This is a genomic window from Pseudomonas cichorii (genome assembly GCF_003700275.1).
GTDB classification, from domain to species: domain Bacteria; phylum Pseudomonadota; class Gammaproteobacteria; order Pseudomonadales; family Pseudomonadaceae; genus Aquipseudomonas; species Aquipseudomonas cichorii_B.
Genome location: NZ_RBRE01000048.1, coordinates 32,358 through 47,196 on the forward strand (window position 1 = coordinate 32,358; position 14,839 = coordinate 47,196).

The 14,839-nt window shown below is 56.7% G+C and carries 16 protein-coding genes; 5 read left to right on the forward strand and 11 right to left on the reverse strand.

Features of this window, described 5'->3' with window-relative positions:
* Position 1 precedes the first annotated feature (1 nt).
* From ALQ04_RS13245 to colR, 3 genes are all read right to left on the reverse strand, one after another.
* The gene (locus tag ALQ04_RS13245) at positions 2-682 is read right to left on the reverse strand and encodes a class I SAM-dependent methyltransferase (RefSeq protein ID WP_122316210.1); all 681 of its coding nucleotides are present in this window, start codon (positions 680-682) and stop codon (positions 2-4) included.
* A 160-nt stretch (positions 683-842) separates the two neighbouring features.
* A complete protein-coding gene (locus tag ALQ04_RS13250) occupies positions 843-2,129 on the reverse strand; it encodes a HAMP domain-containing sensor histidine kinase (protein WP_122316211.1) in 1,287 nt (428 codons plus the stop codon).
* A complete protein-coding gene (gene colR, locus ALQ04_RS13255) occupies positions 2,119-2,802 on the reverse strand; it encodes a two-component system response regulator ColR (protein WP_122316212.1) in 684 nt (227 codons plus the stop codon). The genes ALQ04_RS13250 and colR overlap by 11 nt, the downstream gene beginning before the upstream one ends.
* A 185-nt stretch (positions 2,803-2,987) precedes the next feature.
* Between colR and ALQ04_RS13260 the strand changes: the two genes are divergently transcribed.
* Positions 2,988-3,728, forward strand: coding sequence for a phosphatase PAP2 family protein (locus tag ALQ04_RS13260; protein ID WP_122316213.1), 741 nt, complete (start codon positions 2,988-2,990; stop codon positions 3,726-3,728).
* Between the two features lie 44 nt (positions 3,729-3,772).
* Here the strand turns inward: ALQ04_RS13260 and ALQ04_RS26760 are convergent, their stop codons facing one another.
* The 5 genes from ALQ04_RS26760 to ALQ04_RS13280 all read right to left on the reverse strand — a co-directional run bounded on the left by ALQ04_RS26760 (position 3,773) and on the right by ALQ04_RS13280 (position 7,950).
* The gene (locus tag ALQ04_RS26760; RefSeq protein WP_147466595.1) at positions 3,773-3,967 is read right to left on the reverse strand and encodes a hypothetical protein; all 195 of its coding nucleotides are present in this window, start codon (positions 3,965-3,967) and stop codon (positions 3,773-3,775) included.
* A gap of 446 nt (positions 3,968-4,413) precedes the next feature.
* Entirely contained in the window at positions 4,414-6,057 is a 1,644-nt protein-coding gene (gene groL, locus ALQ04_RS13265; RefSeq protein ID WP_122316214.1) for a chaperonin GroEL, read from the reverse strand.
* 48 nt (positions 6,058-6,105) lie between these two features.
* Positions 6,106-6,399, reverse strand: a complete 294-nt coding sequence (locus ALQ04_RS13270) for a co-chaperone GroES (protein ID WP_056834276.1) — start codon at positions 6,397-6,399, stop codon at positions 6,106-6,108.
* A gap of 254 nt (positions 6,400-6,653) precedes the next feature.
* A complete protein-coding gene (locus ALQ04_RS13275) occupies positions 6,654-7,145 on the reverse strand; it encodes an FxsA family protein (protein ID WP_122316215.1) in 492 nt (163 codons plus the stop codon).
* A gap of 67 nt (positions 7,146-7,212) precedes the next feature.
* Entirely contained in the window at positions 7,213-7,950 is a 738-nt protein-coding gene (locus ALQ04_RS13280) for a HugZ family protein (RefSeq protein WP_122316216.1), read from the reverse strand.
* A gap of 125 nt (positions 7,951-8,075) precedes the next feature.
* On the opposite strand from ALQ04_RS13280, the gene ALQ04_RS13285 reads away from it, so the two are divergent.
* A complete protein-coding gene (locus ALQ04_RS13285; RefSeq protein ID WP_122316217.1) occupies positions 8,076-8,834 on the forward strand; it encodes an SDR family oxidoreductase in 759 nt (252 codons plus the stop codon).
* Between the two features lie 84 nt (positions 8,835-8,918).
* Here ALQ04_RS13285 and ALQ04_RS13290 read toward each other — a convergent pair whose 3' ends face one another.
* Positions 8,919-9,926: a DUF481 domain-containing protein gene (locus ALQ04_RS13290; protein ID WP_122316218.1), complete on the reverse strand. Its 1,008-nt coding sequence runs from the start codon at positions 9,924-9,926 to the stop codon at positions 8,919-8,921.
* Positions 9,927-10,070: 144 nt separating this feature from the next.
* Here ALQ04_RS13290 and ALQ04_RS13295 point away from each other — a divergent pair, with 144 nt between their 5' ends.
* Positions 10,071-10,451 carry an MGMT family protein gene (locus ALQ04_RS13295; protein ID WP_122316219.1) on the forward strand — a complete coding sequence of 127 codons (381 nt, stop codon included), beginning with the start codon at positions 10,071-10,073 and terminating at the stop codon, positions 10,449-10,451.
* 54 nt (positions 10,452-10,505) lie between these two features.
* Positions 10,506-12,059, forward strand: a complete 1,554-nt coding sequence (locus tag ALQ04_RS13300; protein ID WP_122316220.1) for an AmpG family muropeptide MFS transporter — start codon at positions 10,506-10,508, stop codon at positions 12,057-12,059.
* 13 nt (positions 12,060-12,072) lie between these two features.
* Here the strand turns inward: ALQ04_RS13300 and ALQ04_RS13305 are convergent, their stop codons facing one another.
* Both ALQ04_RS13305 and ALQ04_RS13310 read right to left on the reverse strand, forming a co-directional pair.
* Positions 12,073-12,663 (reverse strand): permease, encoded by a 591-nt coding sequence (locus ALQ04_RS13305; RefSeq protein ID WP_259645007.1) that lies wholly within the window; start codon positions 12,661-12,663, stop codon positions 12,073-12,075.
* A gap of 116 nt (positions 12,664-12,779) precedes the next feature.
* Entirely contained in the window at positions 12,780-14,582 is a 1,803-nt protein-coding gene (locus tag ALQ04_RS13310; protein ID WP_221033403.1) for a hypothetical protein, read from the reverse strand.
* A 24-nt stretch (positions 14,583-14,606) separates the two neighbouring features.
* Between ALQ04_RS13310 and ALQ04_RS27060 the strand changes: the two genes are divergently transcribed.
* The coding region (locus tag ALQ04_RS27060; protein ID WP_221033404.1) for a hypothetical protein at positions 14,607-14,839 on the forward strand (233 nt) is incomplete at its 3' end.

A 14,839-nucleotide genomic window follows, 5' to 3' on the forward strand; every position in this document is an offset into this window, starting at 1 on the left:
ATTACCTTTTACGCAGTAAATAAACGCGCCACATGGCATAAAACGGCAAGAAGTCCATACGCTCCTGAATGCGGAAACCTGCGCTCTCGAATTCGGCTTCGACAGTTTCAACAGGTAACACAAAACGATTCTGGTAACTTTCGGCCCCACTTTTTTGCTGTCGATGCAACTCAAGACGCTTGCGTTTCCAGGCCTTGAAATTGCCATCAACCCACAGCGAGACAATCACACTGTCCCGAGTGACACGCTGAAACTCCCGCAATAGAGACATTCGATGCTCAGCCTGTCCAACATGGTGCAATAAACGCATGCAGAAGATACTGTCTACCGCATTGTCGGGCAGGTTAATTGCGAAAGCAGATGTTTGCAAAGGTTGTACCCGTTTGACCACTTGCTCAGGCTGAGAGTCCAAAGCGGTCTTGAGCATATCGGCGGAATTGTCGGCGCCAATAATCGAGCGGTTGGTTTTTTCAGCCAGCAAAGGCCAGAAGCGGCCTGCTCCACAAGGCAGATCCAGCACCAGTCCAGGGTCGCCAGCAAGATGCAGGGCCTTTCTGGCAAGTTGTTCGTCGCGATAATGAGACAACTTGCGCGACAGGCCGTCCTGGTGTTTTTCCAGATATTGCCGGGCGTGCTCTTTGGTGTATTTGCGCGAGAACTCGAGCTCGATGCGCTTGTTCATGGGAGGCATCTCATGATTCGGATTGCAGCCAGAGTAATCAGTCCGCTGTCATCGTCAGGTCATGCAGATGTGAAAAAAATGTTCTCCGGGCCAGAGAACATTTCAGGGTATTACTTAGAGCCTGATACAGGAGCATTCCGGGCTGCTCCTGTAGCAGCCATCAGGCCTTGCTTGCCAGGCTCACCTTGAACCGGCAGCCATTGGGTTCCATCGGCGTCAGTCCGACACTCCACCCCTGGTTTGCGCAGATCCGTTGCACCAGCGAAAGCCCAAGACCCAGTCCTTCGCCACGCTGCTCATTACCGCGCACGAACGGCTCGAACATGGCCTCACGTTTTTCTTCGGGAATACCGACGCCGCTGTCTTCGACGATAAAACCATCTTCCTGCAAGGTCAGCGCAATAAACCCATGGTCGGTGTAATGCAGCGCATTGCGCAGCAGGTTGCCCATCACGGCATGCAGGAAGGTGGCGTTGTAACTCACATCGGTCGACTGCTCGACCTCGGGCGGATTGTAGATCAGCGTCAGGCCTTTGCCTTCGATCGGGCCGCGCCACAGGGCAACCAGCTGTTCGGCAACAGCCCCCAGCGTAGCTCGCGGCGTCATGGCCGGATCTTCGCGCTGGGTACGAGCCAGCATGAGGAAGGTCTGCACCAGGTCGCGCATTTCTTCACAGGCACGGGCAATGCGCTCTACCTGCCTTCTGGCACGCTGGTCGAGGGCCGGATTTTCCAGCAGCAACTCGCAGGAGCTGGCGAGCACCATCAAGGGCGTACGCAATTCATGGCTGACATCGCTGGTGAACATCCGCTCGCGTATCAATGCCTGCCGCAGGCGACCGAGGGTCGCATCGAAGGCGACGGCCAGTTCACCGACCTCGTCGGCGGCATAATCCGGAGCCAATGGCGGCGCCAGTCCCAATAGCTGGTCACGATGGCGTACCTGACGGGCCAGACGTACCACAGGAGCCATCACCCGACGAGCCAGTACCCAGCCGAGGAAAACCGCAAGCGCCAGAGCCAGAACGAAGCCCACCAGCACTACGGCGAACAGCACCCGCTCGCGCTCTTCAAAGTCGCTCTGATCCTGCAGCAAGGCGTAATGCCTGCCATCCACCACCTCGATCATGGCGTGATAGGACAAGGGGCCACGAAACACTTCATGAAAGCCGGGCTCAAGGTGGCGCAGGTCCTTGGGCAGGTCGAAATCACCCGGGCCGTTGCTGAAATAGAACAGTTGGTCCTGCTTGGGACGATGGCTCCAGTCACTGACACTGTCCATCAGCATCAAGCGGTTGAGATCACCACCAAGCCCCGTGGAAATCAGTTTTTCCTCGACCAGATGGACGGTGGAAATGATCCCCATGGCAAAGGACCCGGCGACCAATGCACTCATCAAGGCAAAGGCAATGATGATCCGCTGGGCAAGGCTCTGTTTAAACTCCATCCTTACCCTCGGCCAAGCGATAGCCCACACCATGTACGGTTTGCAGCAGCGGTTTCGGGAAAGGTTTGTCGATCACCTGACGCAATTGGTGCACATGGCTGCGCAGGCTGTCGCTGTCGGGGCAGTCATCGCCCCACAAGGCTTCTTCGAGAATCTCGCGGCGCAGCACATGCGGGCTCTTCTGCATCAGCACCGCCAACAGTTTCAGTCCTACCGGGTTGAGCTTGAGCAGACGCCCGTCGCGGGTAACTTCGAGGGTATCGAGGTCATAGATCAGGTCGGCGACCTGCAGGGTACGACGGCCTCCACCCTGAGCACGGCGCAACACCGCTTCGATACGCGCCGCCAGCTCGGACAGCGCGAAAGGCTTGAGCAGATAATCGTCGGCACCGGAGCGGAAGCCCTGCAGGCGGTCATCCAGTTGATCGCGGGCGGTGAGCATGATCACCGGCGTATCACGGCGCGCATCTTCGCGCAGGCGCTTGCAGAGGGTGTAACCGTCAATGCCGGGCAGCATGATGTCGAGCACGATCAGGTCGTAGTGCTCGGTTGCCGCCAGATGCAGTCCAGAGAGGCCGTCTTGTGCGCAATCGACTGTATAGCCCTTCATGCCCAGGTAATCGGCCAGGTTCGCCAGGATGTCGCGGTTATCTTCAACCAGAAGAATTCGCATGGGGGAACACTCTCAATATGCAATTTAGGCTGGCGCAGCTTAAGGCGAAGTCAGTCTCAGGGCCAGTACCACATGGCTTTACGAATTTTTCATCAATGCTTCACGAACATACGACCATTTCGGGTAGAAACTTCCGCGTCCCCCGTAATAGCCGTCGGGGCCTGTGCCATTGATCTGGATTAGACATGTCGACACCTGCAACCCTGTCCCGCTCGCGCCCGCTCAATCCGTGGGTCTATCTGGGCATTCCTGCTGCAACCGCACTGATCCTTATCCTGCTGGAATTGACCTCCCTGGACATGAGCCTCGCCCATCTGGCGTATGACCCGATCGCGGGCGACTTCATTGGCAGACACAGTTATTTTCTCGAAGACATTCTGCACGACCGCGCCAAGCAGGTAGTCATTGCCCTCGGCCTGATCTCGATGCTGGTTTTCGCCGCATCGTTCAAGGTCAGACGCTTGATGCCATGGCGGCGCGAGCTGGGTTGCCTGGTCTTGTCGATGGCGCTTTCGACCGGCTTCGTGACGCCAGTGAAAGTCGTCACCGCCGTGCAATGCCCATGGAGCCTCAGCGAGTTCGGTGGCAAGGAAACCTACAGCGAACTGCTCGCTTCGCGCCCCGAGACCGATAAACCGGGACGCTGCTGGCCGGGCGGTCATGCGGCTACCGGCTTTACCCTGTTCGCCCTGTTCTTCATGTTTCGCGACCGCAAGCCACGCCTGGCCAAGGCAGGGCTGGTGCTGGCGTTCAGTCTGGGGGCGATATTTTCTCTGGGGCGCATGCTGCAAGGCGCGCACTTCTTTTCGCACAACGTCTGGACAGCGGTGTTCTGCTGGCTGATCTGTCTCGGCGCGTATTACCTCATCCTGTACCGGCCGGATAAAAGCGCCGCTGCTGGAGTCAGTGCACCTGCGCAATCCTAGGTTCTGTACGAAAGTCGGCGAGCGAAGGCCAGGCTACCGATCGTTCAGTCAGGCAAAGACTCGGGCGATGCAGATACTTTTGCGGCTGGACGGCGAAGATCCCTCGGAGAGAGGGTTTCTCCGAGCACGAAGAAAATACCGACGCAACCTGCGAGCACGGTTGCACCCTTGGCAGCAAGCGCCAGATTCAACAGAGAGGGACTAAAGACAGAAACTGCCAGAACGAAGAATGGAACCATTGTGGCTCCATTCAGAAACGAGACGACACACTCATCTTTACGGATGCTTCGTCCCTGCATAAACCATCGAAGAACTACGCAAAAAAGCCCAACGACAACAGTCCACGCATCACAGCTTTAACTCAGGAATCCATCATTTTTGGCGACGATACATGCAAAAATAACGCTTACTTCCATCCCCCTTCTGGTCATGATTTTTTCTCTGATCACACCTTTTTTCAAAAAAACGATGAGTGGTACACGAACATTACACTCACTGTAGTGCTCTTCTACTGCCCCATGCCTGCAAAGCCAGACAATTGCTGGTGAACGCGCATAAAAAAATCCGATGCCAGATAGCTGGCACCGGATTTTCTGCAAAGCCCCCCGCCAGGACTTGATGCTCAAGTGAGCGGCATTTCGTACAACGCGGGGTGCTTCATGGGTGTTGCGAGGGTAAGGCTGGCTTACATCATGCCGCCCATACCACCCATGCCGCCCATGTCTGGCATGCCGCCAGCTGCTGGCTTGTCTTCAGCCACGTCAGCGATCATCGCTTCGGTGGTGATCATCAAGCTGGCAATGGAGGACGCGGCCTGCAGAGCAGAGCGAGTCACTTTGGCCGGGTCCAGGATACCCATTTCGATCATGTCGCCGTATTCGCCGCTGGCAGCGTTGTAACCGAAGTTACCCGAACCCTGCTTGACCTTGTCGACAACAACGCTTGGCTCGTCACCGGAGTTGGCAACGATCTGGCGCAGTGGAGCTTCTACAGCGCGACGCAGCAGAGCGATACCGACGTTCTGATCGGCGTTGTCGCCTTTCAGCTCGGAGATAGCCTGCAGGGAGCGAACCAGTGCCACGCCACCGCCAGGTACCACGCCTTCTTCAACGGCTGCACGAGTAGCGTGCAGGGCGTCTTCAACGCGGGCTTTCTTCTCTTTCATTTCAACTTCGGAACCGGCACCGACCTTGATGACTGCAACGCCGCCAGACAGCTTGGCCAGACGCTCTTGCAGTTTTTCCTTGTCGTAGTCGGAGCTGGTGTCGCCGATCTGCTGGCGAATCTGGGCGATGCGCGAGTCGATATCGGTCTTGACGCCGGAGCCGTCGATGATGGTGGTGTTTTCTTTGTTCAGTACAACGCGCTTGGCATTACCCAGGTGTTCCAGGGTAGTGGTTTCCAGGCTCAGGCCGATCTCTTCGGAGATGACGGTACCGCCAGTCAGGACAGCGATGTCCTGCAGCATTGCCTTGCGACGGTCGCCGAAACCTGGAGCCTTGACGGCTGCAACCTTGACGATACCGCGCATGTTGTTCACAACCAGAGTCGCCAGGGCTTCGCCTTCAACGTCTTCGGCAACGATCAACAGTGGACGACCAGCCTTGGCGACTGCTTCCAGAACCGGCAGCATTTCGCGGATGTTGGAGATCTTCTTGTCGACCAGCAGGATCAGCGGGCTGTCCAGCTCGGCAACCATGGTGTCCGGCTTGTTGATGAAGTACGGGGACAGGTAGCCACGGTCGAACTGCATGCCTTCGACAACCGACAGCTCGTTTTCCAGACCAGTGCCTTCTTCAACGGTGATAACGCCGTCTTTGGTCACTTTTTCCATGGCTTCGGCAATGATGTCGCCGATGGAGTTGTCGGAGTTGGCGGAAATGGTACCCACCTGAGCGATTGCCTTGGTGTCGGTGCAAGGCTTGGACAGTTTCTTCAGCTCGGCAACGATGGCGATGGTCGCCTTGTCGATACCGCGCTTGAGGTCCATCGGGTTCATGCCGGCAGCGACGGCTTTCAGGCCTTCGTTGACAATAGCCTGAGCCAGAACGGTAGCGGTGGTAGTACCGTCACCAGCGTCGTCGTTGGCACGGGAAGCAACGTCTTTGACCAGTTGCGCGCCCATGTTCTCGAAACGGTCTTTGAGTTCGATTTCCTTGGCAACCGAAACACCGTCTTTGGTGATCAGAGGAGCACCGAAGCTCTTCTCGATGATGACGTTACGGCCTTTCGGGCCCAGGGTCGCTTTTACTGCGTCAGCCAGGACGTTTACACCAGCGAGCATTTTCTTACGGCCAGCGTCGCCGAATTTAACTTCTTTAGCAGCCATGATCTTTATTCCTTCGATACTTTGTAGTGACGGAAATCAGCGGGTTTCTCAGGCTTCGATGACCGCGAGAATTTCGTTCTCGCTCATCACCAGCAGGTCTTCGCCGTCTACTTTCACAGTGTTGCTGCCGGAGTAAGGGCCAAACACTACTTTGTCACCCACTTTCACGGCCAGCGCACGTACTTCACCGTTATCCAGCACACGGCCGGTACCAACAGCGACGATCTCGCCACGGTTAGGCTTTTCAGCAGCCGAACCTGGCAGCACGATACCGCCGGCAGTTTTCGTTTCTTCTTCGCTGCGACGGATTACGACGCGGTCATGCAGAGGACGAAGCTTCATTGTCGATCTCCTGATTATGGTTTTAGAGCGCCCGGTGAGCACACCGGCGGGGTTAAAAATCCGGTCTTGCCGGTTACGGTTCGACGAGCGAACCGCAGAATACGGTCTGGCCAACGGGCCAGAAACCTTGCGGTGACCCATACATAAGGGCAGGCAAGGTGATTACAAGGCTTGGGCAAGAATTTTTTTGCATATATACAGAGACTTGAAACAGAGACGGCACCCGAAGGTGCCGTGCAGAGGGGTTATGCCGGTTACTTGTCGCGATGCTCGAATTCACCTTCGATGACATCAGGCTCGCGGCTCGACTGATGAATCGAACCCGGACGGCTGCTTGCAGGCCCCTGGCTGGCTTGCTGCAAGTCTTCGGCGAACGCTCGCTGGCGCATGGCCTGATCCTCGGCCCGCTTACGCAGCTTGTCAGCCAGCATGCGACGAGTGAAAGGCATCAGGCAGATCACGCCCAGGATGTCACTGATAAAGCCCGGCAGCAGGAGCAGCCCGCCACCGACGGCAATCATCAGCCCTTCAAGCATCTGCTGGGCAGGAAGCTCACCACGCGCCAGGCTTTCACGGGCGCGCAGCGCAGTGGCCAGACCGGCGACCCGCATCACGAACAGCCCGAGCACCGAAGTGCCCAGCACCAGCAGGAAGGTCCACAGGAAGCCGATGGACATACCGACCCGGACCAGAATGAACAGCTCCAGGACCGGAAAAAGCAAAAAGAGCAGCAAAAAAGCACGCATCAAATCAGTTCCTCTAAGGAAGAATGCCTTCCAAGTAGACCGTATGTGATGTCAGAAGATCGTTAATTCAAGCTTTTTGGCCTTCGGATGACGGCCATTTTTCGGTGCGAGCCAGTTGAACCAAGGCTTCGCGCACTTGTGTCGGCGTATTGCAGGGCTGCCCGAATGCCAGCCAGTGGAGCCCATGACCGATGCGCAGGTGCATGCCTTCACTGTCGAGGCCGACCATTTTCGCTGGCTCGCTCTGCGGCAGACCGGACAACGCCACGTAATGCGCAATGGCATTGGCGTGGTCATCGTTCATGTGCTCGATCATGCGGGTTTCGACTTCTCCGGCGAACGGATTGGCCAGCGCGACAGTATCGGAATCGAACCAATGAGCTGAGCCAAAGCCACCAATGTAGCGATAGCGCACGGGCGTCAGCACCCAGAAATCGAAATCGTGAACTGTGTGGTAGTTCTGCGACGCAGGGAAATAGCGGTAATAGCGTTGGGCAGCAGCTTCGATGGCTTGCGGATCGGTCAGCTTGCAGGCCTCGGCCAGCATCGTGATGCGTCCCCCTACCTGAATATTGTCGGCATTCCGCTCGCCCACCAGCAAGGAGCACTTGGGGTCCTGGGCCAAGTTGTGGGTGTGCTGGGCAATGCGGCTGATCAGGATCAGCGGCCTGCCCTGCTCATCAAGGCAGTAAGGCACCACCGAACCGAATGGAAACCCGGGCATCGACCTGGAGTGCGTGGACAGTACCGAGCGGTACTCTTTAAGCAGTAGCTCGCGGGCATCTTTAGAGGCTTTTGCGCTCAATCTTATGGCTCCTTATAACGTTTTCGTCGAGTTAAAGACGAACGCTCTGAAACAGCTTATAACTGTTGTTAATGGCATTCGCGATGATCGATGCCACGACTATGACTTGCTGATTGGGCACGCACATGGAATTGAAAAACAAGTTAATTATTATTACGGGGGGCGGTCAGGGACTGGGCCGGGCGATGGCCGAAGACCTGGCAGCCAGAGGTGCCAATCTGGCGCTGGTGGATCTGAATCAGGAAAAGCTCGATCAGGCCGTAGCAGCCTGCAAGGCGTTGGGTGTCGAGGCGCGCGCCTATCTGTGCAACGTTGCCAATGAAGATCAGGTCACCGAAACGGTGATCCGAATCGCCGACGACTTCGGTGCAATTCATGGCCTGATCAATAATGCCGGCATCCTGCGCGATGGTTTGTTGCTCAAGGTCAAGGATGGCGAAATCACCAAGCTGAGCCTGTCCCAGTGGCAATCGGTCATTGACGTGAACCTGACCGGGGTATTCCTCTGTACCCGTGAAGTGGCAGCAAAAATGGTCGAGCAGAAAAGTCAGGGCGCAATCATCAATATTTCCTCGATATCCCGCGCCGGGAACATCGGGCAAACCAACTATACGGCCGCCAAGGCTGGCGTGGCGGCCGTGACCGTGACCTGGGCCAAGGAGCTGGCGCGCTATGGGATCCGGGTCGCGGGTATCGCACCGGGTTTCATTGAAACCGAGATGACCGCCGGCATGAAACCCGAGGCGCTGGAAAAGATGACCTCGGCCATCCCGCTCAAACGCATGGGCAAGCCTGCCGAGATTGCGCACTCGGTCGCTTACATTCTGGAGAACGATTACTACAGCGGAAGGATTCTGGAGCTTGACGGGGCGATGCGTATCTAGTGTGTTTCAGAAGTACCACACTAGCGAGCTGGCGGCTTCACGCCATCGATGCGTGGAGCCGCCGATCTACAGCAGCCTGGCGAGTTACCAGCTCACACCAAAACCTGCGGTGTAACGGGTCTTGTCGACATCGCCATTGCTTGAGCCGCTGATGATGTTTTTCTCTGCCTTGAGGTTCAGCGATGCCCAATCGGTGACCTTGTAGCGCAGCCCCGCCTCTACATCCATCGAGTAATCGGCCACGCCGCTCAGCGGCTTGCCCAATTCACCGGAGGAGAAGAACTCGAACTTCTTGCCCACCAGATAGCGGTTGTAGTCCCAGGTGCCGGCGACCGCATAGAAGTTCTCTTTCTGGCCATTGGAGAACTCGAAGTCGGTACGGTTGAGCAGTGCGCCCACCTTGAATGCACCCAGTTCGTCATCCCAGAACTGGTAGCCGGGACCGGTACCGACGGTGCGCTGGCGAGACAGGTCTTCGATCTTGTCGCGCTTGTAGGTGATGCGCGCATCCCAGAAGAATTTGTCGGTAAGGAAGCGGTCGATGGAGTATTCGGCGCTCCAGTTATTGGTGCCGACTGCATCGTCCGTGGTTTCGCGGTTGTAATCGCCCTTGGCGTTATGCCGCCACTGGCCATGGCGCGCCGAGGTCTTGAACGCGACGTTGTAGTCGTTGGTATCGTTCTCGGCCCTCTGGAAATCCAGTGCGGCGTCGATGTTGCCCTTCCACACCATGTCGGTGATGACCGGCTTGGGCTTGATCAACTGCTGAATGCTGGCCAGCTCTACCGTCTTCGGTGCTTCGCCATTGACCAGCACGACCTTGCCGTCATCGGCCGCCTTCAGCGACTTGGCGACTTCGCCAGAGGACTGATCCTGCTTGACCAGCAACGGATGATCGCTTTCAAGGGTCTTGACCTCTTTCCAGTCCAGCGGCACAGAGCCGCCATACTTGGTTTCGATCAGCAGTTTTCCACCATCGAAAAGCTTGATCGTGCCGCTCAACCGGTCGCCGTTCTTCATCCAGACGGTATCGGCAAGCAGTGGAGTGGACACTGTGGTTATTGCAAGGCACAACAGGGTTCTGGACAACATAAGCGACTACTAGGCTCTGTTAAGCGGAAAATCGGGCATTATTCTGCCGGCCTGCAGAATAACGTCAGGGCAATCGAAGACCGCCGGGTAACAGGTATCAGTGACCGTAGGATTGCTCTGTAGTTCCGGTAACAAAACATATACATGCCTCTAAACAGGAAGAAAACCGTGCCCCATCCCGCGTCAGAACATGACGATCCTGCCGGGCTTTCACCGGCTGAGGCCCGACGTACAGCGCTCTATCTCACGCTTGAGCAGATTCCGGAAGGCAAGGTCGCCAGTTATGGACAGCTGGCCGAACTGGCCGGACTTGGCAGGGCGGCGCGCTGGGTCGGCCGCACCTTGAGCCAGTTACCCGAAGGGACTTCGCTGCCCTGGCATCGGGTATTGGGCGCTGGAGGCAGGCTCAGCCTTCCCGCAGGAAGCGCCTCAGGTGACGAACAGCGTGCCCGCTTGCGTGCAGAAGGCCTTACCATCCGCAACAATCGGGTCGATATGCAGCGCCATGGCTGGCGTCCCACGTAGCACAGCGGTTAGAGTGCGCCCTTTGTTTTCGCAACCTGAGGCAGTTTCCAGCTCATGCCCCGTAAAACCTGGCGCGCCGCGCTCGCCGCCTATGCCAGTCCCTCGACATTAGTGTTGCTGCTGCTCGGATTCGCAGCGGGCATGCCTTACATGCTGGTCTTCTCTACGCTGTCGGTCTGGCTGCGCGAAGCCGGTGTCGCTCGCGAAACCATCGGTTATGCCAGCCTCATCGGCCTGGCCTATGCCTTCAAATGGGTCTGGTCGCCATTACTCGACCAATGGCGCCTGCCGCTGCTCGGCAAGCTGGGGCGCAGACGCTCCTGGCTGGTCCTCTCCCAGGCGCTGGTCATGCTCGGCCTGATTGGCATGGGCTTTTGCGACCCGCAGCAGCATCTGTCGTGGTTGATCGCGATTGCCGTGGTGGTGGCCTTTGCTTCGGCGACTCAGGATATCGCCATCGATGCCTATCGCCTGGAAATCGCCCATGACACCCAACAGGCAGCCCTGGCGGCCAGCTATATGTCCGGTTATCGGGTTGCGGCGCTCCTGTCCACAGCCGGCGCGCTGTATTTCGCCGAGGGTTTTGGCTCGACAGGGTTCTCTTACAAGCATTCGGCCTGGACCGGTACCTATGTACTGTTCGGCCTGTTGATGCTTCCAGCTCTGCTGACCACCTTTATCATGCGTGAGCCGCCAGTACCGTTGCGTACCCAACTGTCGGCAGCGCGCTATGGTTTCATGCATCAACTGGCCTCGGTATTCGTGCTTATCGTGCTGCTGGTGTCGGTTCCGGCCATGTTCACCCAGTTGTACAACACCGACTTCGCCAGCGTGCTGTTCCAGGGCAGTAGCTGGATGGACCTGTTGATGGAAGACCGGGCGTTCCTGCGCTCGATTCTCTACATCGTGCTGACCACCGCCTGCCTGTCTTCCATGGGCCGCCGTGGCCTCGCTCCGGTCCTGACCCCGGTCAACGACTTCATCATGCGCTACCGCTGGCAGGCCTTCATCTTGCTGGGCCTGATCGCGACCTATCGCATGTCCGATACCGTGATGGGCGTAATGGCCAACGTGTTCTATATCGATCAGGGCTTTACCAAGGACCAGATCGCCAGTGTCAGCAAGATCTTCGGCCTGATCATGACCCTGCTCGGCGCAGGAGCCGGCGGCCTGCTGATCGTGCGCTTCGGCATCATGCCGATCCTGTTCATCGGCGGCCTGAGTTCGGCGGCAACCAATATCCTGTTCCTGCTGTTGGCCGACATGGGCCCGAACATCAAAATGCTGGTGCTGACCATTTCCCTCGACAACCTGAGTTCAGGACTGGCCACCTCCGCCTTTGTGGCCTACCTGTCGAGCCTGACCAACCTCAAGTTCTCTGCCACTCAATACGCCCTGCTCAGCTCGATCATGCTGTTGCTGCCGCGCTTGATTGGCGGTTATTCGGGAGTGATGGTGGAGAAGTTCGGCTATCACAACTTCTTCCTGATCACCGCGCTGCTGGGCGTGCCGACCTTGCTGATGATCATCCTGCAGTGGAGCAAGGAAATTCGCACGGCAGCCAAACACGATGCGCCTGACAAGGCCGTGATCGACCAACAGCCTTAGGTATCTGGCCTGCTTACCACTCCCAGGATTTCTCCATGAACTCGGCGGTGGGCGGCAGGACGGAATGCAGGAATTGCAGGTACTGCTCGAATAGCTCCTTGTTGGGGAGGTGGGCGACAAATCCTGTTGTTATGTCAGTGCAATGGATAACGATGATTGAGCGCTTGCGATCAATCGTGACGAAGTTATGCATCTCCCATGGGCGGGTTTCTCGATGATGGATCGGGTTCTCCCAATTCAGCAAGGTACGGGCTGCCCCGAGCGCAATGGCAGCAGGACCGATCAGAAATAATAGCGAGCCGGTGACGAGCGCGACGCCGAGAAAGAACAGGATGGTGAAAATGGCGATGCATTTGAAGAGCTGGCCTGCGAAGTCCGGGTAGTGAAGGTAGCGTTCGACAGAGCCTGACTGGGTTGTTAATTTGTAATTGAAGATGGTCTTTTGTCTTGCTACTAGCATAATCATATAAATAACAGACACCACTGCCGAACAGCCAAACGCTATAAGCAGCCCTACATCCTCAGGAAGCGTATCCCACATAAGCCACAAGCAATAAAGAAAAAACATAAGACTTGAGCTTACAATTATGATTTGAAACTTCATTAACTCCTTTGGTGGGCAATCAATTGTTTTGGCGCTCCATACCATGACAGGTGTATCAGTGCAGGAAATTGAATCCTGCTCTGTGCTGCAAATTGTTATATGAGCCATAGGATTTATTATTCCGGAAGCATAAGTGTCAGAGCCTGGGCGCGGCTGTATTTATTGACTTCAAGCTGCGCGAGGGTTGAGCCATCAACCGCCATGTTTCCTTCCTGGCTTAGCTCTATCTGATACAGATAGCTTTGGGCTTTTTCTCCCGAGACGCCGACGGCCTTCGGGTACCAGATTTGCAGCTCGATATAGACAGCCTCTTCCCTGAGCCGAACCCAGGTCTGCCAGACGACATCCTCGCCCGCAGGGAAAATCGGGAAATACAGACCCGAAGGGTTATGGGGCGGGCACTCACTGCCGAGACTGCCAAACTTCTTGAGCGGGGTGAATGTGCCAAATTCCTCAAATTTATCGGCAATGGGCGTATTGGTTTGCACCGTGGGCAGAAAGCCGAAAGGTCGCGTACTGCTGATCACGTTCAACTGAACCCATTGCCCACGTAAGGCCTCAGGCAAACGTATTTGTATCCAGGCCCCGTTTTGTACCGGCACATCTGTATACCCGACTTTACCTATATATTTCTGCCGGTACTCAACCGTGCTTTTAACCAGTACCTGCGGGCTCAACTGGATTTCCAGTAAAGCGCGCTTTTCTTCGGCTTCAGCTTCTGGAGTCTCCGCATGGCGATGTTCAGACGAGCGCGACCAGCAGCACTTTCGTAACCACCAGCCAACACTGTCCTGTTCAAAATAATTCAAGGCAAAACTGGAGATCAAATAAACTATACCGGCTATCAGGAGACCCACAGTGAACCATGAACTCATTACAAAAAATACGGCATGCCTGAATAGCGATAGCCCTGCAAGCACTTCAATTAAACCGCCAAAACCCATTACAAACACAGCAGAACCTTTTACAAGTAGTGCTGCTTTTTCCTGCTCAGTTTTAGCGCTTCTATAGTCGCCCTGAATGTCCTGAATGTCCCAAATCTCCAACATCCCTGCCATCATCGCAAACGCCCCCAAGGCCACCATCGTGGCCCTGAAACCGCGAAGCGCCTCTCCCCAGACCGTATTCCCCTGAGCTTTCCAATAAGCGGCAGACCGATCCAGAATTCCGACTTCATATCCACCTATCATCACCGGCTTCGCCTCCCGAATCACCGCCCACGGCGCTTCGACAAACACCGCCATCAGCAAGTTGGCGCTATAGCCCAGGCTGTAACCGACCTTGACGATATCCTTGCCGCTGAATTCGCCATCTCGGGTCAGGTCCTGATAGAGCATGGCGGTGTTGATGAAGTTGATCAGGATCACGCCCCAGGTGATGCCAGCGCCCAAGCCGCCGAGGCGTTCGCTCCAGGCCTTGGCGCGGGTGTGCCAGTCCTTTGCGACATCCAGGCCGGAATTGAAGAAGGCGCGAATTTCATCCTGCAGCAACTGGGCGTACTGGTTGTTCTGGAAGTCCAGTAGGCCGGGGATTTTCAGTTCGTGCAGGCGTAGCGCGTCCATTTGCTTCTGCAGATGGCGTGCGGTGCTGCGGCGGCTGCGGGGATCGAGCGGGTACAACCAACTGTGGCGAGTGTCGGTGATCTGACTGGAGAGCAGCCGCCATTCGCGTTTCCACTGTTTGAGTCGGGAGGCGAGTTGTTGGTCGATGCGCACCTGTTCCGGCATATTGGTCAGGATCTGGCCGATCAACAGGCTGCGGATCAAGGCCGGAATATTCTGTTGCTTGCCCAGCGCCAGACGGCTGTCGACCGGCACCCAGGCCAGCAGCATGTTTTCCGCCATGGCCTTGCCAGCGCCTGCGACCAGTTCGCGCAGGGCCTTGAAGGTGTCGCGCACCGGCTGTTTAAGGTTTTTCATCCAGGCCGCATCGGCAAAACCCTGATGGTTGAGCGCGGCGTTGAGTTCACCGGCACGGGTGGCGAGGTTGGTGAGGTCGCCAATGCCACTGAACAGGGCGTTGGCTTGCTGTTCCAGAGCATCCTTGAGGGCCGGGGAAAAGCCGTAGCGCATAGTGCCGAACAGGCTGCTGGCCCTGGCTTCCTGCTCGGCCAGCCAGACGCTGGCCTGTTGATCCTGCCCATAGATGATCAGCAGATGGGTCATGACCGTTTGCA